The organism is Streptomyces sp. DT224 (assembly GCF_049844595.1).
Classification (GTDB): domain Bacteria; phylum Actinomycetota; class Actinomycetes; order Streptomycetales; family Streptomycetaceae; genus Streptomyces.
Genome location: NZ_JBNCLI010000018.1, coordinates 69,482 through 88,964, shown reverse-complemented (window position 1 = coordinate 88,964; position 19,483 = coordinate 69,482). Strand labels below are relative to the sequence as shown.

Below are 19,483 nucleotides of genomic sequence, written 5' to 3'. Positions count from 1 at the left end.
GTCCCCGGGCGGGGTACTTTCATTTGGGGGGGCCGGGGGGGGGGGCGGGCCGGCGGCCCCCGGCCGGCCGCCCCCGCCGCCGGGGCCCATTTCCGCCGGCGGGCGCGGCACCTCCGCTCGAAGAACGCCGCCCCCGCCAGGGGTCTGTACGGGTCCGGGGTCTACCCCCGGACCGCGTGGGTCACTCGCCCGGGTGGACGAGCTCGATGTCGTGGCCGTCGACCCCGTGACCGGCCACCGTCAGGGCACCGGCCACCGGCGGGTAGCCGGTCGCGATGACCGTGTACTCGCCCGCGTCCAGGTCGGCGAAGGCGTACGCCCCGTCCTCCCCGGTGGTCGAGGTGGCGATCACGTTGCCGGCCGCGTCGACCAGCGTGACCCGGGCGTCGGGCAGCGGGCGGCGGCTCGCACCGGCCCGCACGACGCCCTGGACCAGCGCACCGGCCTGGAGGGCGGCGTCGACCCGGGTGACCCCCTGGCCGCCGATCTCGACCGGCAGGGCCAGCGGGCGGAAGCCGGACGCGTTGACCGCGACGGTCACCGCGCCGGGGACCAGCTCGCCGAAGGTGAAGTCACCCGTCTCGGCGGACTTCCCGGTGGCCAGCACATCGCCGCGCACATCGGTCACGATGACCATGGCGTCCGCGACCGGGGCGCCGCTCTCGGCGGCGCGCACGGTGCCGGCCAGGCCGCTCGTGCCCGAGAGGAGGATGTCGTACGCCAGCGGCTCGTCGCCGACGACCACGGTGGAGGCCTGCGGCTGGAACCCGTCGGCGGAGGCGATCAGGACGTACGAACCGGCGCCCGGGGCGGCCAGCGCGTAACTTCCGTCGGCCTGCGCTGCGGCGATGCCCAGCTGCCGGCCGCCGAGCGAGATCAGCGTGACGGCCGCCCGGGCCACGGGCACGCCCTCGGCGCCCCGGACCACACCGCGGACGGGGGTGCCGCCCTTGGCGAAGTCCACGGGGGCCTCGGCCTCGGAGGCCGGGGCCGCCTCGGCGGTGGCGACGGCGGTGACTCCGGCGGCGCCCTCGGCGACCGCTTCGGTGGTGTCGGCGGGGGCCTCGGCGGGCGCGTCGGCCTGCGCCGGGGCGTCGCCCACGGCCCGCGTCCTGAGCGCGACCTCCTTGATGAACAGCGTGATCAGGAAGGCGAGCAGCGCGGCCGGAGCGGCGTACAGGAAGACGTCACCGACACCGTGCCCGTAGGCGGTCTCCATGACCGTACGGAACGGGGCGGGCAGCTTGTCCAGGTCGGGGATGCCCCCGCCGCCGGTGCCGCCGTGGCCCAGGGCCGCGCCCTGCGGACCGAGGTCCGCGAGGCCGTCCTTGACGTAGTGGGTGACGCGGTTGGCCATGACGGCACCCAGCGCCGAGACGCCGATCGCACCACCGAGGGAACGGAAGAAGGTGACGACGGAGCTGGCCGAACCGAGGTCCTTCGGGTCCACCTGGTTCTGCGTGGCGAGCACCAGGTTCTGCATCATCATGCCGATGCCGAGACCCATCACGAACATGAAGATGGCGATGTGCCAGTACGTCGTGTCGTAGCGGATCGTGCCGAGCATGCCGAGACCGGCGGTGACGAGGAAGCCACCGCTGACCAGCCATGCCTTCCAGCGGCCGGTCTTGGTGATGACCTGGCCCGAGATGGTCGAGGAGAGGAACAGACCACCGATCATCGGGATCGTCATCACACCGGACATCGTCGGCGACTTGCCGCGCGCCAGCTGGAAGTACTGGCTGAAGAAGACGGTGCCGGCGAACATCGCGATGCCGACGAACAGCGAGGCGAGCGAGGCGAGCGTGATGGTCCGGTTGCGGAAGAGCCGCAGCGGGATGATCGGCTCGCTGGCGCGGGACTCGGTGAAGACGAAGAGCAGGGCGAGAACCAGGGAGCCCGCGAGCATCACGCCGGTCTGCCAGGACATCCAGTCGTACTTGTCGCCCGCGAAGGTCACCCACAGGAGCAGCAGCGAGACGGCGGCGCTGATGAAGAAGGCGCCGGTCCAGTCGACCTTGACCTCGCGCTTGACGACCGGGAGCTTCAGGGTCTTCTGGAGCACGATGAGGGCGATGACCGCGAACGGCACACCCACGTAGAAGCACCAGCGCCAGCCCATCCAGCTGGTGTCGGTGATGACACCGCCGAGCAGCGGGCCGCCGACGGTGGCGACGGCGAAGACCGCGCCGATGTAGCCGCTGTACCGGCCGCGCTCGCGCGGGGCGATCATGGCGGCCATCACGATCTGGGCGAGGGCGGAGAGACCGCCGACGCCGATGCCCTGCACCACACGGCAGACGATCAGCATGCCGCTGCTGGTCGACAGGCCGGCGACGACCGAGCCCGCCACGTAGATGACCAGGGCTATCTGGACCAGCAGCTTCTTGCTGAACAGGTCGGAGAGCTTGCCCCACAGGGGGGTGGTCGCCGTCATGGCCAGCAGTGAGGCCGTGACGACCCAGGTGTAGGCGCTCTGGCCGCCGCCCAGGTCGGAGATGATCTCCGGAAGGGCGTTGGAGACGACGGTCGACGACAGGATCGCGACGAACATGCCGAGCAGCAGCCCGGCCAGTGCCTCCATGATCTGCCGGTGTGTCATCGGCGTGCCGTCGGAGGCGTCGTGGCCCCCGTGCTTGGCGTGGCCGCCCCGCACACCGGTTGGTGTGGTCGTAGCCATGTAAGTCCTTGTCTTTGCTTCTGTTACGCGGGTGTACGGGTGTACGAGCCGTCATGGCTGTCATCCCGGCGGGAGCGGCAGTCGCCGCTGTGCTTTCCGGAGGCGCACCCTCCGGTGCCGCGACAGGAGAAGCTGTCGCGCAGCCGGGCGAGCAACGTGTTGAGCTGTCCGACCTCGTCGTCGGACCAATCCTGCAGATGGCAGGCGAACATCTCGGTCGACCGGCGGTCGAGGTCGTCGAGCACCCCCTCCCCCGCGGGGGTCAGCCGCAGGATGCGGGAGCGCTTGTCCGCCGGGTCCGGGAACCGTTCGATCCAGCCCCGGTCCGCCACGTGGGCGACGTGCCGACTGGTCACCGACATGTCGACCGCGAGCAGCTCGGCCAGCCGGCTGATCCGCATCTCCCCGTGCCGGCTCAGCAGAGTCAGCACGGCGGCGGAGCCGCCGGGGCAGTCGGCGGGCAGGATGCGGGCGAGACCCCTCTTGACGGCCCCGATGGCGCTCAGCTGCCGGGCCAGTTCTTCGTACTGACTCCGTGCGGCCACGGGACCCCCTGACGATCTCACCGGTCATCTTGTTGCTTAGGGCAACCATAGAAGCCGTTGGTTGCTGCAGGCAAACGAAACGGGGCTTGCGGAAGTAAAGGAACGCAAAAGGGTACGCCGGGTACTGGTCAAACCCGCAGTGTGTGCGGTAGGGGAGGGGGTGATGTGGTCTGTGCCACAGCAGTGGCGGATCGGCGGGCGGCGCCCGGGGGTTGGGCCGTTCGCCCGAGTTCGCTAGGGTCCTGCGACATGGCACACAATCCCCACGCACCGCAGGGTCCCGAGGGCTCCTACGACCCGGCCGGCAGCACCCAGATGTTCCGCGCCTTCGTCGACGAGGGCGAACCGCAGCGCGCGCAGCAGCCCGCCGCCGTCTCCTCCGGACCGAGGACCGGCCTGATCGCCGGAATCGTCGCGGTGGTCATCGTGCTCGGCGCGGTCGCCTGGCTCGCACTCGGCTGACCCGACCCGTTCAGCGTCCCGCCCGCGTTCCGACCCGCATCCGTCTCCGCGCCGCTCCCTCGCCGATCCGCGAGGGGGCGGCGCTGTCGGCTTGCGGCTGCGGCCGTACGGGAACGCGCACGGCCGCCGAGGGGGCGCCTCGGCGGCCGGGTGAGCGTGCCCTCGGGGCGGCTCAGTCCGCGATGAGCCCTTCCCTGAGCTGGGCGAGGGTACGCGTCAGCAGGCGGGAGACGTGCATCTGCGAGATGCCGACCTCCTCGCCGATCTGCGACTGGGTCATGTTGGCGAAGAACCGCAGCATGATGATCTGGCGCTCGCGCGCCGGGAGCTTGGCCAGCAGCGGCTTGAGCGACTCGCGGTACTCGACGCCTTCCAGCGCCGTGTCCTCGTAACCCAGCCGGTCGGCCAGCGAGCCCTCGCCGCCGTCGTCCTCGGGGGCGGGCGAGTCCAGCGAGGAGGCGGTGTAGGCGTTGCCCACGGCCAGGCCGTCGACCACCTCCTCCTCGGAGACCCCGAGAGCCCGGGCCAGCTCCGGGACGGTCGGCGAGCGGTCCAGCTTCTGCGCGAGCTCGTCGCTGGTCCGGGTGAGGGCGAGCCGCAGCTCCTGAAGCCGGCGCGGCACCCGCACCGACCACGAGGTGTCCCGGAAGAACCGCTTGATCTCGCCGACGACGGTGGGCATCGCGAACGTCGGGAATTCCACGCCGCGTTCGCAGTCGAAGCGGTCGATCGCCTTGATCAGGCCGATGGTGCCGACCTGGACGATGTCCTCCATGGGTTCGTTACGGCTCCGGAACCGCGCCGCCGCGTACCGCACGAGGGGCAGGTTGAGCTCGATGAGTGTGTCCCGCACATAGGCGCGCTCCGGGCTGTCGGTCCCACCGGGGCCCGGGGCGGGACCCAGCGCGGCGAGCCGCTGGAACAGGGAGCGGGAGAGCGTGCGGGTGTCGATGGCTTCCGGCGAGCTGGTGAGCGCAACGGGTGCGGGCTCGCTCTTGTCGAGCGTGAGCACCTTCGAGCTGCCCTGTTCTACGGACATGCCACCCCCTTGAGGTCGCGGACGGTCGCGGTGGCCACGACCATCGGAGGAACGCAGCCTCCACCTGAATACCGGAGGCGGGGCTGCGGCAAACTCACTTCCCGCAGAATGTCACATGTCGGCAACGCGCTGTAGTGACTTGTCGACAAGTCCAGGGGGAGTCTGCGCAGTTAACAAGGGGTGTGAGGCTTTTGGTGCCGGGGAAACGCCTCGGAAACGGTCTACCCGTTTCGGTTACGCCTCGATCCTGTTTGCGGATCGAAGTCTGGCGAAACTCCGGGCCAGGAGTCTTGACACATGCATCTGGGAGACTCCCAGCTCGGCGCTGATCTGGGACTGCGTCAGATTGCTGTAGTACCGCAGCAACAGGATCCGCTGCTCCCGTTCGGGCAGCTGTACGAGAAGATGCCGGACCAGGTCCCGGTGCTCCACGCCCGCGAGGGCCGGGTCCTCGTAGCCGAGCCGGTCGAGAAGGCCGGGGAGCCCGTCGCCCTCCTGGGCGGCCTCCAGTGAGGTCGCGTGGTACGAGCGCCCGGCCTCGATGCAGGCCAGCACCTCGTCCTCGGAGATCTTCAGCCGCTCGGCGATCTCCGCGGTGGTGGGCGAGCGGCCGTGCGCGGTCGTCAGGTCCTCGGTGGCGCCGGTGACCTGCACCCAGAGCTCGTGCAGCCGGCGGGGGACGTGGACGGTGCGCACGTTGTCCCGGAAGTACCGCTTGATCTCGCCGACGACGGTGGGCATCGCGAACGTCGGGAACTGCACACCGCGTTCCGGGTCGAAGCGGTCGATCGCGTTGATGAGCCCGATCGTGCCGACCTGGACGACGTCCTCCATCGGCTCGTTCCGGCTGCGGAACCGCGCGGCGGCGTACCGCACGAGCGGAAGGTTGGCCTCGATCAGCGCGGTGCGCACCCGGTCGTGCTCCGTGGTGCCCGGCTCCAGGTTCTTGAGCTGCCCGAAGAGCACCTGGGTGAGCGCCCTGGTGTCGGCGGTCCGGGAGCGGGCGGGAGTGCCCGTCTCGTCGGGGGTCTCGTGGACCGTCGTCTGCACCTGGCCCGGCGGCGGGGCGTACGGCCCGGCGGGCGGGGCGGCCGGTGCCGCCTGGTGGGCCTGGGGAGGCACTTGAGGCGCTGTACTGGCCGGCACGATGACGCCACCCCTTCGCGGTCGACAACTACGGCTTGCGGTCAACTTCGGTCAATCCATCCGTCAAAAGCGGTCATAGCATCACAAGACATGACCACTATGCGCAAGCACCCCATAGCGCCGTGTTGACCTTGCCCGGGTTTGAAACGGCCGCCGGGCGTCCATCGGGCCTCGGACAAAGAAAAGCCCCTCACCGTCGCGGTGAGGGGCTCGCAGGGCCGAAGGCGTCAGAACGGGTAGTCGGCGATCACCCAGGTGGCGAATTCACGCCACTGACCGGCAGCCGCCTGATGGGCGGGGTGCTCGATGTAGCGCTTCAGCGCGGCCTCGTCCGCGACCGCGGAGTTGATGGCGAAGTCGTACGCGATCGGCCGGTCGGTGATGTTCCAGGCGCACTCCCAGAACTCCAGCTCGGGGACGGTCCCCTCCAGCGCCCGGAACGCCTCCGCACCCGCGACGACCCTCGGGTCGTCCCGCTCGACGCCGTCGTTCAGCTTGAACAGGACCAGATGGCGGATCACGCGGTTCCCCTAGTTGACGAGCTCGGACATGAAGTCGCCGACGCTCTGCGCGGCGTCCGCGATGCCCTCGAACCCTACTTGCACCAGGTCCGCGGCCCGGGCGGGGGAGTTGATGATCGTGTAGAGCACGAAGACGCCTATCACGTAGAGAGCTATCTTCCTCGCTTGCGCCATCAGCCCCTGACTCCCCTTCGATCCCCTGCGGTTTCGATCCCCTGTGCGGTCGGGCGAGTCTATCCACACACATGCGCGGATCTGCCTGCCGTTTCCGTCACTTGTCGTTCACCAGCGGTCAGGGACCAACGTCCCGCGCACAAGGGCCCTTCGTCCGCCCGCGAACGGGGTCCGGCGAGGCAGGATGGAAGGGAGCCCCTCGGTCTCCGAGGGGCAGGGAACGGGACCCCTGCCGGGGACCCGTGCCGTGGCCTCCCCCGACCGCGGCACGGAGCGGCAGGCCCCGTGACCGGGGGAAGCGGCACATCCCCCCGATGCCGCTTCCCCCTCCCCCTACTTCTTCTCGCCGCGCTCCTCGTTTCGCGCGCCCTTGCTCCGGGAAGCCGGCGCATCGCCCAGCGCGTCGTACAGGTCCCGCCGGCTGATCCCGAACGGCCGGAGCACCGTGCTCAGGGTGCGCGCGGTGACCCCCTGTTCCACCAGCAGCGGGACCAGGGGCCGCAGGTCGACGTTCCAGGCGGCGCGCTGCGGGGGCGCGAGGACGAACACGCCCTCGTCCTCGCCCGCGAAGGCCGCCACCGCCTCGGAGAGCGGCAGCCACCTCACCCCGTGCCCGAGATCGGGATGCCCGTCCGGCACGGCGATCCGGCGGTCCTCCGCGGACCCGGCCAGCACCTCCGCGAGCGCGCCGAGATCGGCGGCGGGCGCCCGGAACACCACGGGGGCCGGTGCCGTACGCAGCAGCTCCGCGTGCGGCGGGGCGGCGAGCGAGCGGCGGTCGGTCCGGCCCAGGTGGACCGCCGGCGCCACAGGCAGGCCCGCCGCGAGCAGCACCGCCACGGTCCCGGCCGCGTCGCCCGCCACCTCGAACCGGGCCCCCTGACCGGCCGCGTCGGCCAGCCACGCCCCGGCCGCCTGCGAGACGCCCTCCAGCGGGCCGGAGACCGAGGCGGCGATCACCCCGCCGTCCGCGAGGGCCGCGCGCGCCTCGTCCGGGACGCGGGCCGCGTCGAGGTCGACCGAGGCGTCCGCCGTGCGCCACAGGAGCCCCGGGCGCCCCTCCGGTTCCGGCAGGCCGCGGCGCTGGACGAGGACCAGCGGCCGGCGCGGCCCGGTCTCGGTGAGCGTCAGGGTCACTTCGGCGGCCGGGTCTCCCAGTGCCGCCACGAAGTCCGGGCCGAGGTCGCTCGCCACCAGGGTGCTGCGGAAGGCGAAGGTGTCCGGTGAGGCGTGATCGCTGCGCCGGAGCACCAGGCGGTCGGTCACCTCGTGGTGCGGGTTGACCACGGCGGTGCCGGTCGCGACATGGGGCCCGGCCGCGAGGCGGACGGCTACCGGGCCGCGCAGGAGGGCCAGGCCCTCCTCGTCGATGGCGGCGCCCACCCCGACGACGCAGGTGGCCCGGGGCGTGATCTCCTGCTCGCCGGTCAGCTCCAGGGTCTTCGTGTGGGTCGCGCGGACGTGTCCGTGGCCCCTGGCGTGGATCTTCATTGCCTTCTCCAGGGCCTATGAGGTGTCCTGTCCGGACCGGTCATGGTAGTCCGCGCCCGCAGACGCGGAGCGGGCCGACCGGAGCCCAGTAGACTTCCCGGCATGTTCGAACACCTCCGCCACAAGCCGGGCACCCCTTTGCTCCGCAATCGCGAGCTCGTCATCGCGTGCTCGGCGTTCCGCAGCCGCGTGAACCTTTCCAGCGTGGTGCGGACGGCGGGGTGCTGCGGAGTCGAGCGGATCATCGCCTGCGGCAATGTGAAACTCGACCCGAAGATCGCCCGCGACGGTGCCGAGAACGTCGAGATCGAAATGCGGCGGAGCCTTCCGCCGGTGCTGAAGAAGATGCGCGAGGACGGCTACACGATCATCGCGCTCGAACAGGCCACCAATTCGAAGAGCCTGCACGAGATCAGTTTCCCCCGTAAGTCGGTCATCGTCCTCGGAAACGAGCGGACCGGCCTCAAGGAGGACGAGCTCGCCTGCGTGGACGAGTGTGTGGAGATCCCGGTCTGGGGCTCCCCGCACAGCTACAACGTCGCCACGGCCGGCGCCATGGCCATGTACGAGTACTGCAGGCAGTTCCCGACGGGCTGACCCGCCGGGCTCACTCCTCCGGTCCGGACGTGACCGCCGTCAGGGTCGCGATGATCTCGGTGCTGTCCGAGTCCAGCCTGCGCGCCCACGACGAGGAGACGGCGGCGGCCTCCTCGGCCTTCGTGAGCTGGAAGCCGGTGACCTTCCACCCGGCGGCGAGTGCCTTTCCGGCGAGCACCTCTTCGACGTACGAAGGGGTCAGCTCGGGAAGTCCCTGGATGTCGCGCGGCACGGGCTCCCGCCAGATGCTGGTGCCGACCGTGGCCGTGAGGGGCGCATTCGGCTTGGCGACGGTACGAAGGCCGCTCCAGATGTCCTCGTCGCCGCGCACGAGACCGTGGAGCAATTTCCCCCACGGCATCAGGACCAGCAATTCATCGGCGGCTCCCCGCAGCTCTTCCGGGGCATTCTCGATCGCCGCGTTCACGAGCAGCAGATTGGGTACGCCGCCCTTGGCGGGCTTGCGGCGGCTGCGAATGCTCGTCTGCGTCATCCGCTGCCAGGCCGGGTCCACGCCCACGACCAGCCAGTCCGGATTCTCCTTGGCGATGCGATAGGACGCCCGGGCGTCCCCCGTGCCGACATCGACGACGACCCGGGAACTCCCCTGGACCAGCCGCTCGAATGCGCCCTCGGCGGCCTTTTCGAGCTTCTTGCCCCGCACGATCTGCATAACGGCCAGTGCTTTCTTCTCTCGGCTGCCCGGCCGGCGGTAGCCGGCCCCGGCGGGCGTCCCGCCGCCCCCGGCATGATCCCCCAGCGCGGCGCCCGGAGACCAACCGGCACGGGCGCGGGCACACGCAGAACCGCCCCCGATCCGTTCACACGGTTCGGGGGCGGTTCTCGCTGGCGGTAGCGGAGGGATTTGAACCCTCGGTGAGTTTCCCCACACTCGCTTTCGAGGCGAGCTCCTTCGGCCGCTCGGACACGCTACCGAGAGAGAGCTTAGACCATGTTGGCCGTACGCCGAAATCCGTTTCCGGGCGATGGCGCGTGCCCCGGCTCCGGCAGGTCAGCGGTCCCGGAAGAAGGCCGTCAGCGGGGCCGCGCACTCGGCCTCCAGGACCCCGGCGACCACCTCGGGGCGGTGGTTGAGACGGCGGTCGCGTACGACGTCCCAGAGCGAACCGGCGGCACCGGCCTTCTCGTCCCGGGCGCCGTAGACCACCCGGTCCACCCGGGCCTGCACCAGCGCGCCCGCGCACATCGTGCAGGGCTCCAGGGTGACCACCAGGGTGCAGCCGGACAGGCGCCACTCGCCGAGCGCGGCGGCGGCCCGGCGCAGCGCCAGGACCTCGGCGTGCGCGGTCGGGTCGCCGGTCGCCTCGCGTTCGTTGTGCCCGGCGGCCAGCGGCGCCCCGTCCGGGCCGAGGACGACGGCGCCGACCGGTACGTCACCGGTCGCCGCCGCACGGTCGGCCTCGGCCAGGGCGCGGCGCATCACCGCCCGCCACGGGTCCCGTACGGGATCGGGCGGGTCCGGGGTGTGCGGGCGGGATGCTTCGGTCACGAGCGGACCCCAGGGCCTTTCCTTTGGAACATGCCGGATCAGGGAGCGGGCTGATCCAAAGGAGAGACCCTAGCGGACGGTCTCCAGCACCTCGGCCGCCCCCAGTGCGTCCGCGATCTCCGCCAGGGCGTCCGTCCGCAGCATCAGCAGCTCTGCCTCGGGGAGCCCGAGGTCGGACAGGACCCCGGAGTCGCCGATCGGGCCGGCCGGGACGACGCCCGCGGAGGGCCCGTCCTCGTCCTCGTCCTCGTCGTCGTGGGCGGTGGCCTGGGGCTCGCCGTCCTCGGTGCCGTCGAGGCCGACGAGCTCCTCCAGGGCGGCGATCGTTTCCTCGGCCCCTGGTTCGCGGCCGAGCAGTTCGTCGGTGAGCAGGATCTCCCCGTACGAGGAGCGGGCGGCGGCGGAGGCGTCCGAGACGTAGATCCGGGGGTCCTCCTCACCGTCCACCCGGACGACGCCGAACCAGGCGTCCTCCTGCTCGATGAATACGAGCACCGTGTCCTCGTCAACCGAGGCGTCACGGGCCAGATCCGTCAGGTCGGACAGGGTCTCCACATCGTCGAGCTCCGTGTCGCTCGCTTCCCACCCGTCTTCGGTGCGCGCGAGCAGTGCGGCGAAGTACACCGTGACTCTCCCACTGGTCTCGGGGCCAAGGGCCGGTCCGGGCGGGGAGCAGCCGGTGCTCCGGCTGCCCTGCGTCCCGCCCATTCGGCATCGTGACAGAAACCGGCGCTTCGCGAGAGCAGTTCGGCGGTTGAGTCGGCCATCAGTTCTCTCCGCCACCGTCACCAGCGGCTTTTCCGCAGGCCGGAGGGGCTACCAGCGGAACGTGCGCATCCGCATGGCCTGGCGCATTCGGGCGGCTTTGACCCGCCGGGGCTGGACCCGGTCGCGCAGCGCCTTCGCCTCGTGGAGCTCACGGAGGAACTGGGCGCGCCGCCGGCGGCGCTGCGCGTCGGTCTCGGGTGCGCCGGGGGAGTCCGGTGTGCTTCCGGGGTTCCGCGCGTTCCCGGGGTGCTCGGCGCTCTGTGCCCCGTCGGCCATCGGCTCTTCACCCCCAAGGCTGGCTGCGTCGCTGGCTCCGTATGCCACCACCTTCCCCCCGAACGCGTGGATGATGCCAGCGCACGGGTGCGGGAGGCGCGGCTACGCTGGGAGCCATGCGGATCCACGTCGTCGACCACCCGCTGGTCGCGCACAAACTCACCACCCTGCGCGACAAGCGCACCGACTCCCCGACCTTTCGGCGCCTCGCCGACGAGCTGGTGACCCTGCTCGCGTACGAGGCGACCCGCGATGTGCGCACCGAGCAGGTCGACATCGAGACTCCGGTGACACCCACCACCGGCGTGAAGCTGTCGCACCCCCGCCCCCTGGTCGTCCCGATCCTGCGGGCCGGTCTCGGCATGCTCGACGGCATGGTCCGGCTGCTGCCGACCGCCGAGGTGGGCTTCCTGGGCATGATCCGCGACGAGGAGACGCTCAAGGCGTCCACGTACGCGAGCCGGATGCCCGACGACCTCTCGGGCCGCCAGGTCTATGTGCTCGACCCGATGCTGGCCACCGGCGGCACGCTCGTCGCGGCCATCCAGGAGCTGATCAGGCGCGGCGCCGACGACGTCACCGCCGTCGTGCTCCTGGCCGCCCCCGAGGGCGTCGAGGTCATGGAGCGCGAGCTCGCCGGCACGCCGGTCACCGTGGTCACCGCCTCGGTCGACGAACGGCTCAACGAGAACGGCTACATCGTCCCGGGCCTCGGCGACGCGGGCGACCGCATGTACGGCACCGTGGACTAAGGGACAGCTCTTAGGCACTTCTCACCCGGCGCCCTCGCCCGGTGCCGTCCTCCGCGGTCAGCAGGAGGAGGGCACCGGGGCGGGCTTCGTCAGCGCGGACAGCGCGGCGGCGGCCGTCTGCGGCTTGCTGAACGCCGTGAACTTCTTGCCGATGATCAGATCGACCTCCCCGTTCTTGCGGGCGTCGGTCTTCGTCGTGGCCCCGGGCAGCTGGGCGCCCAGCACCGGGAACGTGCCGTCGGCGGCGGCCGGGGCGCCGAGCAGGATGCCCGTGCCGGGCACCTTCTTGTCGTACGCGGCGGTGGCGTTCCCCACCTCGCCGATCTTGAACCCGCGCTTCTTCAGCTCGTCGGCGGCCGTCTTGGCGAGACCGCCGCGCGTGGTCGCGTTGTAGACGTTGACCGTGATCTTCGCGGGCCGCGGCAGCACCTTGGCGGGTTTCGACGCCTTCGGGGACGGGCAGCGCTCGGTCCGGTCGGCGGCGCTGGCCGTCTTGTCGCCGCCCGTGAAGACATCGATGAGCTGCAACGTGCCCCATCCGGCCAGCCCGAGGGCGACCACGGAGGCGATGGCCGCGAGGACCACTTTGCTGCGGCGGCGGGGGCGGCGCATGCGGGGGTACTTGTCACCCGTGATGCGGTACTTTCCGCCCATGCCGGGGGGAGTGAGCATGCTCATGGGCGCAGCGTAGTGCGACCCGGTGATGATGCCTACTAAATGATCAATGGATCGCACCCGTCCGGGTGGGAAAACACCCGAACGAACCCCGTACGGGCTCCGAGGCGTCAGCCGAGTTCGAGCACGCGGGCGTGCAGCACCTGGCGCTGCTGGAGCGCGGCACGGACCGCGCGGTGCAGCCCGTCCTCCAGATAGAGGTCGCCCTGCCATTTCACGACGTGCGCGAACAGGTCGCCGTAGAACGTGGAGTCCTCGGCGAGCAGGGTTTCGAGGTCCAGCTGGCCCTTGGTGGTGACGAGCTGGTCGAGGCGGACCGGGCGCGGCGCGACGTCCGCCCACTGCCGGGTGCTTTCCCGGCCGTGGTCGGGATAAGGCCGCCCATTTCCGATGCGCTTGAAGATCACACGGAAAGCCTACCGGTCAAGAGCCACCGGGCGCAGCCACGATCGCCACGATGCCGCGTGCAAGAAGGCTCACTTGCCCTTCGCCGCGGCTTTCGCGGCCTTCGCCGCCTGCTTGGCCTCCTGCTTGTACGCGCGCACCTCGGCCAGTGAGCCGGGGCCGGTGATGTCCGCGACGGACCGGTGCGAGCCCTCCTCCCCGTACGGCCCGGCCGCCTCCCGCCAGCCCGGCGGCCGGACCCCGAACTGCTTTCCGAGGAGGGCGAGGAAGATCTGGGCCTTCTGCGTCCCGAACCCGGGCAGGGCGTTGAGCCGCCGGCGCAGCTCCGCCCCGGTCGTGGCGTCGCGCCACACGGCGGCGGCCTCGCCGTCGTACTGCGCCACCAGGAACTGGCACAGCTGCTGCACCCGCTTGGCCATCGAGCCCGGATAGCGGTGCAGCGCGGGTTTGGCGGTGAACAGTCCGGTGAACGCCTCCGGGTCGTACGCGGCGATCTCATGGGCGTCCAGATCGTCCTTGCCCATGCGCCGCGCCAGGGCGTACGGGCCCGCGAAGGCCCACTCCATGGGCACCTGCTGGTCGAGCAGCATGCCCACCAGGGCGGCGAGCGGACTGCGTGCGAGAAGCTCGTCCGCCGCCGGCTCCTGGGCGATCCGGAGGGTGATGTCTCGGCCATCGTCGCTCTTGGTCATGGGCGGCATCATGGCGAGCCCCGGGGGCGACGGCCAGCACAACCACCGCCGACCGAGCGGTTTGCAGCCGTTTGCCGGTCAGCGGGCCCGGCTCAGGCCCCCGCGGACGCCGGGACCGGGGCGTCTCCCGGCTCCGGGGCCGTGGTGCGGCGGGGTGCGGCGGGTGCGGCGCTCGGCCTGCGCGAGGTGGGCGATCACGTGCGAGTGAAAGTGGTCCACGGCGTCGTCGACGCTGCGGATGAACCCGGTCTCCAAAGGTGAAGGAACCGTGAAGTCCGATTGTGGTCCGCGCGGGGCCGACGGGCGGCCCCGCCGATATTGCGGGTCGCACGCGGTGCGCTGATTGCTACCGTCGGTCCCACAACGCACCGACCCGTTCGCCGGACCCGAAGGATCTCCCTCATGCATGATGCCCGCGCCCTGATCGACATGGGTGCCGAAGCGGTACGCCGGCTCGCTCGACGCGGTTACACGCTGGACCTGCCCGCACTGGAGGACCTCCAGTCCCGGCGCAACCAGAACATCCGCTCGGCCGACGAGCTGCGGGCGGAGTCCAAGCGGGTGGCGAGCGAGGTCCAGCAGACGGCACGTCAGGGCGGTGACATCACCGCGCTGAAGGAGCGGGCCCGGGAGCTGAAGGACCAGATCCGGGACATCGACGCGGGCCAGGAGCAGATCCAGGAGCAGCTGCGCGACCTCCTTCTCAGCATCCCGAACCTCCCGGCCGACGAGGCCCCGGACGGCGACAGCGACGCGGACGCGGTCGAGGTCAGGCGCGTGGGCACGCCGCCGGTGTTCTCGTTCGAGCCGAAGGACCACGTGGACCTCGGCGAGGCGACGGGCATCCTCGACTTCGCCCGGGCGACCAAGCTCTCGGGCCCCCGCTTCGCGGTCACGCGCGGCGCGGGCGCGGCCCTGGAACGCGCCCTGGCGACCCTCTTCCTCGACCTGCACACCCGCCGCCACGGCTACGTCGAGCACGCGGTCCCGTACCTGGTCACCCGTAAGACCATGACCGGCACCGGGCAGCTCCCGAAGTTCGAGGAGGACCTGTTCAGGACCGGCGTGGCCGACCGCGAGCTGTTCCTCATCCCGACGGCAGAGGTCCCGCTGACCAACCTGTACGCGGACGAGATCATCCCGCCCGCCGAGCTTCCCCTCGCCCTGACCGCCCAGACCCCGTGCTTCCGGTCCGAGGCGGGTTCGTACGGCCGGGACACCCGGGGCCTGATCCGCCAGCACCAGTTCTCCAAGGTGGAGATGGTGCGCATCGTCGACCCGGCGGAGGCCGACGCGGAACTGGAGCGGATGGTCGGCCACGCGGAGGCGTGCCTGAAGGAGCTCGGCCTCGCCTACCGCGTCGTCAGGCTCGCCGCCGGCGACACGGGCTTCTCGGCCCGGCTCACGTACGACATCGAGGTCTGGATCCCGAGCCAGAACACGTACCGCGAGATCTCCTCGGTCTCCGACTTCGGTACGTTCCAGGCCCGTCGCGCCCACATCCGCACCCGCGACGAGAACGGCAAGCCCAAGCTCGTCGCCACCCTCAACGGCTCCGGCCTCCCCATCGGCCGCACCCTGGCCGCCCTCCTCGAACAGTGCCAGCAGGAGGACGGCTCCCTCGTCCTGCCCGAGGCCCTGACCCCGTACCTGGGCTTCCGCAGGATCGCGGCGGACGGGACGCCGGAGGCGTAGACACCCGTTCGTCCCCCTCTTCCTCCTCACCTGCCCGGCGGCACGTCCGCAACCCGATAGCGGCCGGATAGAACGCCGGGCAGGGACGGATAGGCGGTCCCGGGAGAGTGGTCCCACCAGGCCACCCCCGCTGAGATCGTGAGGACTCGAAGATGATCCAGACCCGACCGCGCCCGGTGCCCGAGGAGGTGACGTCCTCGGATGCCGTACGGCTCAGCTCCGTCGTGAAGCGGTTCACCGATGCCAAGGGAGAACGGTTCACCGCCGTCGACGGCATCGACCTGCGTATCCGGCGGGGTGAGATCGTTGCCTTCCTCGGACCGAACGGCGCCGGCAAGACGACCACCATCGACATGCTTCTCGGGCTGACCCGGCCCGACGAGGGCGCGGTGCGGCTGTTCGGACGCGAGCCGCGGCAGGCGGTGCGCTCCGGGCAGGTCGCAGCGGTGCTGCAGACGGGCGGGCTGCTGCCCGACCTGAGCGTCGAGGCCACCGTGCGGATGCTGGGCTCGCTGCACCCCGGCGCCGACGTCGGCGCGGTGCTGGCCCGGGCCGGGCTCGACCAGCTGCGCAGCCGCCGTGTCGCGGAGTGCTCCGGCGGCGAGCAGCAGCGGCTGCGGTTCGCCCTCGCCCTGCTCTCCGGGCCCGAACTGCTGGTCCTCGACGAGCCGACGGCCGGTATGGACGTCGGCTCCCGCCGGCACTTCTGGGCCACGGTCCGCGAGGACACCGAGCGCGGCATGACGGTCATGTTCGGTCGAACAGCTTGTGGTGCAGCGAGCACAGACACAGCCCGTTTTCGAGGTCGTCCGGTCCGTCGAACGCCCACCAGCGCACATGGGCGGCCTCGAGCCCGACCGGCACCGTGCCGATCCTGTCGTCGTACCCGCGGAAGGCGCACTGGTACTCGTACGCCGTCAGGACCATCTCCCGCATGCGCCGGTCCCGCTGCCTGCGCTCGGTCGAGACCAGGCCGGTATCGGCCTCCTCCAGTCCCAGGCCGACGGCTTCGCACAGCTCGCCGTGGAGGGAGGGCGGGAAGTGCAGATCGAGGAGCACGCGTGTCATTCGGCCGAGCAGGGGCGGGGCGGGCGTCGTCCGGTTCCCAGGACCGTACTCGTCGAGCAGCCGCCGCAGGTCCTGCTCCACCGTGCTGTACCGCAGCTCGTCGTCGGCGTCCTGCTGGAACCGGCTGAGCGCGTACAGGAACAGCAACGGCTTGTGCGGAGCCCGCGCCCCACTCCTGGTCCACTGCCTCAACTGCGCGGTGCGCTCGACCCAGTCGATGGTCGGCGATCGTAAGGGCGGCTCGTCGCAGTGCTTGCTGGCGGGACATGGCCGCAGTAGCCGGCCGAACACCGAGCCACGATGCGGATCCCGGCTACCCGGGCATGATGCCGTGGATGCGGGAGAGGGTGAAGACCCGTTCGGCGTCGCGCAGTTGGCACCAGGCGTACAAGTAGGGCGGTTCGAGCACGAGTTCGCTGAGGACACGTACGGTCCGGTTGCCCGACGCGGCGACGTACTCGACCGTGATGGCTGTGCCGACGTCGACGGCATGGGCGAGCTGGCGGACATCGCTGTACGCCAGGTTCTTCGCGTACGCGGCGACGATCTCCTCGGTGTCCGTGCCGTAGGGGACCCCGGTGCCGAACGGGTCGGGAGCCGGGAGTGTCGGCGGGGCGGCCCGCAGCCTGGCGGCCAGCGTGCTCAGGTCTACGGGCACCGGAGTCATCTGAGTCACCGTCGGCACGGACCGCTGCCGCTGGCCTGGGAGTGGGGGGACCGGGACGGCGGTACGTCGGCGCCGGGTCTCCTCGACGCGTACGGTTCCGTCGGCCCTCTCGGCGACGGGGGCGTAGCCGGCGGCCCGAAGCGCGGCGAGGGTCTTGTCGAGTGGGGTCCGGCTGACCAGCACGGTCGGTGCCAACACGCGTAGGCCGAGGGCGGCGAGCTTTCGGTGAGTGACGAGTTCGGCGAGGAGGGCGGCTTCTTCGCCATGGATCACACAGGCGGCGGGAGCTACGCGCACACGGCCGTGAGTGCGTGCGGAGTCGTTGATCAGGTACAACAGCGGCTGGGGGAGGGCGCCGACCGCGACGGCGCCCAGGTCAGCCGCGATGGCATCCGCCGTGCGGCCCGTGTCCAGGGCGCGGCGAACGGTTGTGGGGCTGAACCGCCACACCGATGCCGTGCCACCGACTTCCTTGTCCGCGACGGTGTCCAGCAGTGCGGCGAGGCGGGCGGACGGTGTGCCGGTGACGACGGCGGTGAGGTCCGCGCCGAAACGGGCTGTCCTGGTGGCTGCCGGCAGCAGCCGCTCACAGGCAGCGGCGAGCGTTTCGGGGGCTTCGGCGCCGTCGGTTCGCAGAGCGGCCCCGATGGGGGACAGACAGCCGCGGGCGACGACCCCGAGCAGTTCCGCTTCCCGGATCGCGGTGGCGAAGGGCGTGGTGTCCTGGGGGAGTTGTTCGGCGAGCGGGTGATGCCAGGCAATCATCGGCCCCAGTTCCGCGGGGCTGTGCACTCCCTGGTGCGCCGGGAACTCCGCTGCGGCGGCGAGGAGCCCCTCTCGGGCCTGCACACAGCCGCCGCAGGGCGGTGTTCCGGCGAGCGCGGGCAGTACCTTGCCGTCACCGTCGCGGGCCTGGGCCGGAGTCAGTGGCAGCGTCCGCCAGGTGTGGAGAAGCGCGGTGAGTCGCTCCGCCGGTTCTTGTTCCGCCCACGTGTCGTATGCGTCCGTTGCCGCGACCCGGTCGCCGTCCCGGGCCAGCAGCCCGGCGTCGTAAGCCGTCTCCAGAACAAGGCGTACGACGATGTCGTCGCACTGCGCCGCCCTGCTGATCCGGGACAGCTCACGTGTTCCGACCCCGCCGGACTTCAGCAGGACCGGCGGAGCGGCGGAACATGTCGCCAGAACCGACGCGGCATGTGCGGCGAACGCCGTGGCGGCTGCCGCCGCCTCCCGGTCCACTTCCGCCGAGGTGACGGACGTCGTCCTCATCACGGGCGGGACGGGCTCGAAGGGGGCGTGCCAGCCGACTCCGCGCAGTGCGAGCGCCACCTCGGCGGGCATGCGCGTGGATCCGTACCCGGAGTACCGGTCCTGGACCAGCAGTCCCCGCTCCAGCGCCCAGCGCGCACCTGCCTCGGAGTCGGCCGACGGGGCCCTGAACGTATGCGGACGCGTCGGTGATTGAGCCTGTTCACCCTGGTGAGACGCTCGCCGCTCGAGCAGCTTCCGGGTGGACGCAGGTGCCGAAGCGATCAGCGCGGCCAGCCGCTCCGGATTGCTGTGGTGTTCCAGCAGGGCGGTCAGCCGATGCTTCCTGGTGGTGCCGGGCGACGGGATGCCCAGGGCCACCAGCATGCGGCGCAGCTCCTCGGAGGCCGTGTTCGCCAGTAGCCGGGTGAGCGGAGCGTCCAGCCCCAGCGGTGAGTCCCACGCCTGCCGCAACGGCGTCGCCATGCGCAGCACCCCTTCGCCGTCCGGCCAGACGAGTGCGCGGTCGGCCAGCGCCTCCAAGGCCGCGTCCAGCCTGCGAGTGCGCTCCGTTCCGGTCGCATCCAGCAGATCGGCCAGGGCGGCACAGGGAACGGGCCCCAATGCCGCCAGTGCCTCGGCCACCTGCAGGTGTGGCAGCGCGAGTCCGGGCAGCACCGCGGCCACCGACGCCGGGCGCTGAAGGCGGTCCGCGACTTCGCTGAACGATCGTGGTTCCGGCGGGGACACGGCATCCGGGCGAGCTGCCAGGACCCGTTCGAGCCGGTCGGCTTCCAGATCACTCAGCCACGTGGTCAGAGTCGATCCGCTGGGCTTGCCGATGGGGACACCTCACAAAGGCGAGTGCCGGTGGTCTCCGACCGGAATCGGTCCTGCACAGACCCAGAATGGCGGATCGCGGAGGACTCCTGAGTCCTGAGTCGGCAGAAACCCGCTTCCGAGTGAAGGCGATGTCCTGGACTCGACCCGGAGACGGCACGTCAGGGGAATGGAATGTCTCTTATGTCGGACATAAACGAGACCGGGACTGAGACCACCAACGTCGAAGGCC

Annotated in this window: 19 protein-coding genes, 1 tRNA gene and 2 pseudogenes; 5 read left to right on the top strand and 17 right to left on the bottom strand. The window is 71.1% G+C overall.

Features of this window, described 5'->3' with window-relative positions; genetic code table 11:
* Window positions 1-181 precede the first annotated feature (181 nt).
* Both ACLQ2N_RS34080 and ACLQ2N_RS34075 read right to left on the bottom strand, forming a co-directional pair.
* Window positions 182-2,680, bottom strand: coding sequence for an MFS transporter (locus ACLQ2N_RS34080; RefSeq protein WP_425819321.1), 2,499 nt, complete (start codon window positions 2,678-2,680; stop codon window positions 182-184).
* Window positions 2,681-2,703: 23 nt separating this feature from the next.
* Window positions 2,704-3,225: a MarR family winged helix-turn-helix transcriptional regulator gene (locus tag ACLQ2N_RS34075; RefSeq protein WP_425819319.1), complete on the bottom strand. Its 522-nt coding sequence runs from the start codon at window positions 3,223-3,225 to the stop codon at window positions 2,704-2,706.
* Between the two features lie 249 nt (window positions 3,226-3,474).
* Here ACLQ2N_RS34075 and ACLQ2N_RS34070 point away from each other — a divergent pair, with 249 nt between their 5' ends.
* Entirely contained in the window at window positions 3,475-3,687 is a 213-nt protein-coding gene (locus tag ACLQ2N_RS34070; protein ID WP_161208819.1) for a hypothetical protein, read from the top strand.
* A 172-nt stretch (window positions 3,688-3,859) separates the two neighbouring features.
* On the opposite strand, the gene ACLQ2N_RS34065 is transcribed toward ACLQ2N_RS34070, so the two are convergent.
* From ACLQ2N_RS34065 to ACLQ2N_RS34045, 5 genes are all read right to left on the bottom strand, one after another.
* A complete protein-coding gene (locus ACLQ2N_RS34065) occupies window positions 3,860-4,726 on the bottom strand; it encodes an RNA polymerase sigma factor SigF (protein ID WP_425819317.1) in 867 nt (288 codons plus the stop codon).
* A 234-nt stretch (window positions 4,727-4,960) separates the two neighbouring features.
* Window positions 4,961-5,872, bottom strand: coding sequence for an RNA polymerase sigma factor SigF (locus ACLQ2N_RS34060; protein WP_425819315.1), 912 nt, complete (start codon window positions 5,870-5,872; stop codon window positions 4,961-4,963).
* A 227-nt stretch (window positions 5,873-6,099) separates the two neighbouring features.
* Window positions 6,100-6,393 (bottom strand): Dabb family protein, encoded by a 294-nt coding sequence (locus ACLQ2N_RS34055; protein WP_425819313.1) that lies wholly within the window; start codon window positions 6,391-6,393, stop codon window positions 6,100-6,102.
* A 9-nt stretch (window positions 6,394-6,402) separates the two neighbouring features.
* Window positions 6,403-6,567, bottom strand: a complete 165-nt coding sequence (locus tag ACLQ2N_RS34050) for a hypothetical protein (protein ID WP_203600732.1) — start codon at window positions 6,565-6,567, stop codon at window positions 6,403-6,405.
* Between the two features lie 333 nt (window positions 6,568-6,900).
* Window positions 6,901-8,058: a DUF371 domain-containing protein gene (locus tag ACLQ2N_RS34045; RefSeq protein WP_425819311.1), complete on the bottom strand. Its 1,158-nt coding sequence runs from the start codon at window positions 8,056-8,058 to the stop codon at window positions 6,901-6,903.
* 102 nt (window positions 8,059-8,160) lie between these two features.
* On the opposite strand from ACLQ2N_RS34045, the gene ACLQ2N_RS34040 reads away from it, so the two are divergent.
* Window positions 8,161-8,655 (top strand): TrmH family RNA methyltransferase, encoded by a 495-nt coding sequence (locus ACLQ2N_RS34040; protein ID WP_018101784.1) that lies wholly within the window; start codon window positions 8,161-8,163, stop codon window positions 8,653-8,655.
* Between the two features lie 10 nt (window positions 8,656-8,665).
* Here the strand turns inward: ACLQ2N_RS34040 and ACLQ2N_RS34035 are convergent, their stop codons facing one another.
* The 5 genes from ACLQ2N_RS34035 to ACLQ2N_RS34015 all read right to left on the bottom strand — a co-directional run bounded on the left by ACLQ2N_RS34035 (window position 8,666) and on the right by ACLQ2N_RS34015 (window position 11,209).
* Window positions 8,666-9,328, bottom strand: coding sequence for an rRNA methyltransferase (locus ACLQ2N_RS34035; RefSeq protein ID WP_425819309.1), 663 nt, complete (start codon window positions 9,326-9,328; stop codon window positions 8,666-8,668).
* A 174-nt stretch (window positions 9,329-9,502) separates the two neighbouring features.
* Window positions 9,503-9,590: transfer RNA gene (locus ACLQ2N_RS34030), tRNA-Ser, on the bottom strand.
* A gap of 77 nt (window positions 9,591-9,667) precedes the next feature.
* Window positions 9,668-10,165: a tRNA adenosine(34) deaminase TadA gene (gene tadA, locus ACLQ2N_RS34025; protein WP_425819307.1), complete on the bottom strand. Its 498-nt coding sequence runs from the start codon at window positions 10,163-10,165 to the stop codon at window positions 9,668-9,670.
* A 69-nt stretch (window positions 10,166-10,234) separates the two neighbouring features.
* Complete coding sequence (locus tag ACLQ2N_RS34020) at window positions 10,235-10,789, bottom strand: hypothetical protein (protein WP_425819305.1); 555 nt, start codon at window positions 10,787-10,789, stop codon at window positions 10,235-10,237.
* Between the two features lie 192 nt (window positions 10,790-10,981).
* A complete protein-coding gene (locus ACLQ2N_RS34015) occupies window positions 10,982-11,209 on the bottom strand; it encodes a hypothetical protein (RefSeq protein WP_425819303.1) in 228 nt (75 codons plus the stop codon).
* A 116-nt stretch (window positions 11,210-11,325) separates the two neighbouring features.
* Between ACLQ2N_RS34015 and upp the strand changes: the two genes are divergently transcribed.
* Window positions 11,326-11,961: a uracil phosphoribosyltransferase gene (upp, locus tag ACLQ2N_RS34010; RefSeq protein ID WP_018521931.1), complete on the top strand. Its 636-nt coding sequence runs from the start codon at window positions 11,326-11,328 to the stop codon at window positions 11,959-11,961.
* Between the two features lie 57 nt (window positions 11,962-12,018).
* Here upp and ACLQ2N_RS34005 read toward each other — a convergent pair whose 3' ends face one another.
* The 3 genes from ACLQ2N_RS34005 to ACLQ2N_RS33995 form a co-directional block, all read right to left on the bottom strand.
* Complete coding sequence (locus ACLQ2N_RS34005; protein WP_425819396.1) at window positions 12,019-12,615, bottom strand: LytR C-terminal domain-containing protein; 597 nt, start codon at window positions 12,613-12,615, stop codon at window positions 12,019-12,021.
* A 131-nt stretch (window positions 12,616-12,746) separates the two neighbouring features.
* Entirely contained in the window at window positions 12,747-13,043 is a 297-nt protein-coding gene (locus ACLQ2N_RS34000) for a type II toxin-antitoxin system VapB family antitoxin (RefSeq protein WP_003955420.1), read from the bottom strand.
* Between the two features lie 69 nt (window positions 13,044-13,112).
* Window positions 13,113-13,733 (bottom strand): HhH-GPD-type base excision DNA repair protein, encoded by a 621-nt coding sequence (locus tag ACLQ2N_RS33995; protein ID WP_425819300.1) that lies wholly within the window; start codon window positions 13,731-13,733, stop codon window positions 13,113-13,115.
* Between the two features lie 402 nt (window positions 13,734-14,135).
* Between ACLQ2N_RS33995 and serS the strand changes: the two genes are divergently transcribed.
* Together serS and ACLQ2N_RS33985 are read left to right on the top strand one after the other, a co-directional pair.
* Window positions 14,136-15,428 carry a serine--tRNA ligase gene (gene serS / locus ACLQ2N_RS33990; RefSeq protein WP_425819298.1) on the top strand — a complete coding sequence of 431 codons (1,293 nt, stop codon included), beginning with the start codon at window positions 14,136-14,138 and terminating at the stop codon, window positions 15,426-15,428.
* A 152-nt stretch (window positions 15,429-15,580) separates the two neighbouring features.
* Window positions 15,581-16,045 (top strand): annotated as a pseudogene (locus tag ACLQ2N_RS33985) (ATP-binding cassette domain-containing protein); the annotation flags it as partial.
* 136 nt (window positions 16,046-16,181) lie between these two features.
* Here ACLQ2N_RS33985 and ACLQ2N_RS33980 read toward each other — a convergent pair.
* Both ACLQ2N_RS33980 and ACLQ2N_RS33975 read right to left on the bottom strand, forming a co-directional pair.
* Window positions 16,182-16,715: pseudogene (locus tag ACLQ2N_RS33980) on the bottom strand (HNH endonuclease); the annotation flags it as partial.
* Between the two features lie 94 nt (window positions 16,716-16,809).
* Window positions 16,810-19,254, bottom strand: coding sequence for a helicase-associated domain-containing protein (locus ACLQ2N_RS33975; protein ID WP_425819394.1), 2,445 nt, complete (start codon window positions 19,252-19,254; stop codon window positions 16,810-16,812).
* Between the last annotated feature and the right edge of the window lie 229 nt (window positions 19,255-19,483).

Coding starts and splice junctions, on each gene's coding strand:
- ACLQ2N_RS34080 (WP_425819321.1), bottom strand. CDS start 2,680: ATGGCTACGACCACACCAACCGGTGTGCGGGGCGGCCACGCCAAGCAC.
- ACLQ2N_RS34070 (WP_161208819.1), top strand. CDS start 3,475: ATGGCACACAATCCCCACGCACCGCAGGGTCCCGAGGGCTCCTACGAC.
- ACLQ2N_RS34065 (WP_425819317.1), bottom strand. CDS start 4,726: ATGTCCGTAGAACAGGGCAGCTCGAAGGTGCTCACGCTCGACAAGAGC.
- ACLQ2N_RS34050 (WP_203600732.1), bottom strand. CDS start 6,567: ATGGCGCAAGCGAGGAAGATAGCTCTCTACGTGATAGGCGTCTTCGTG.
- ACLQ2N_RS34045 (WP_425819311.1), bottom strand. CDS start 8,058: ATGAAGATCCACGCCAGGGGCCACGGACACGTCCGCGCGACCCACACG.
- ACLQ2N_RS34040 (WP_018101784.1), top strand. CDS start 8,161: ATGTTCGAACACCTCCGCCACAAGCCGGGCACCCCTTTGCTCCGCAAT.
- ACLQ2N_RS34035 (WP_425819309.1), bottom strand. CDS start 9,328: ATGCAGATCGTGCGGGGCAAGAAGCTCGAAAAGGCCGCCGAGGGCGCA.
- ACLQ2N_RS34015 (WP_425819303.1), bottom strand. CDS start 11,209: ATGGCCGACGGGGCACAGAGCGCCGAGCACCCCGGGAACGCGCGGAAC.
- upp (WP_018521931.1), top strand. CDS start 11,326: ATGCGGATCCACGTCGTCGACCACCCGCTGGTCGCGCACAAACTCACC.
- ACLQ2N_RS34005 (WP_425819396.1), bottom strand. CDS start 12,615: ATGGGCGGAAAGTACCGCATCACGGGTGACAAGTACCCCCGCATGCGC.
- ACLQ2N_RS33995 (WP_425819300.1), bottom strand. CDS start 13,733: ATGACCAAGAGCGACGATGGCCGAGACATCACCCTCCGGATCGCCCAG.
- serS (WP_425819298.1), top strand. CDS start 14,136: ATGCATGATGCCCGCGCCCTGATCGACATGGGTGCCGAAGCGGTACGC.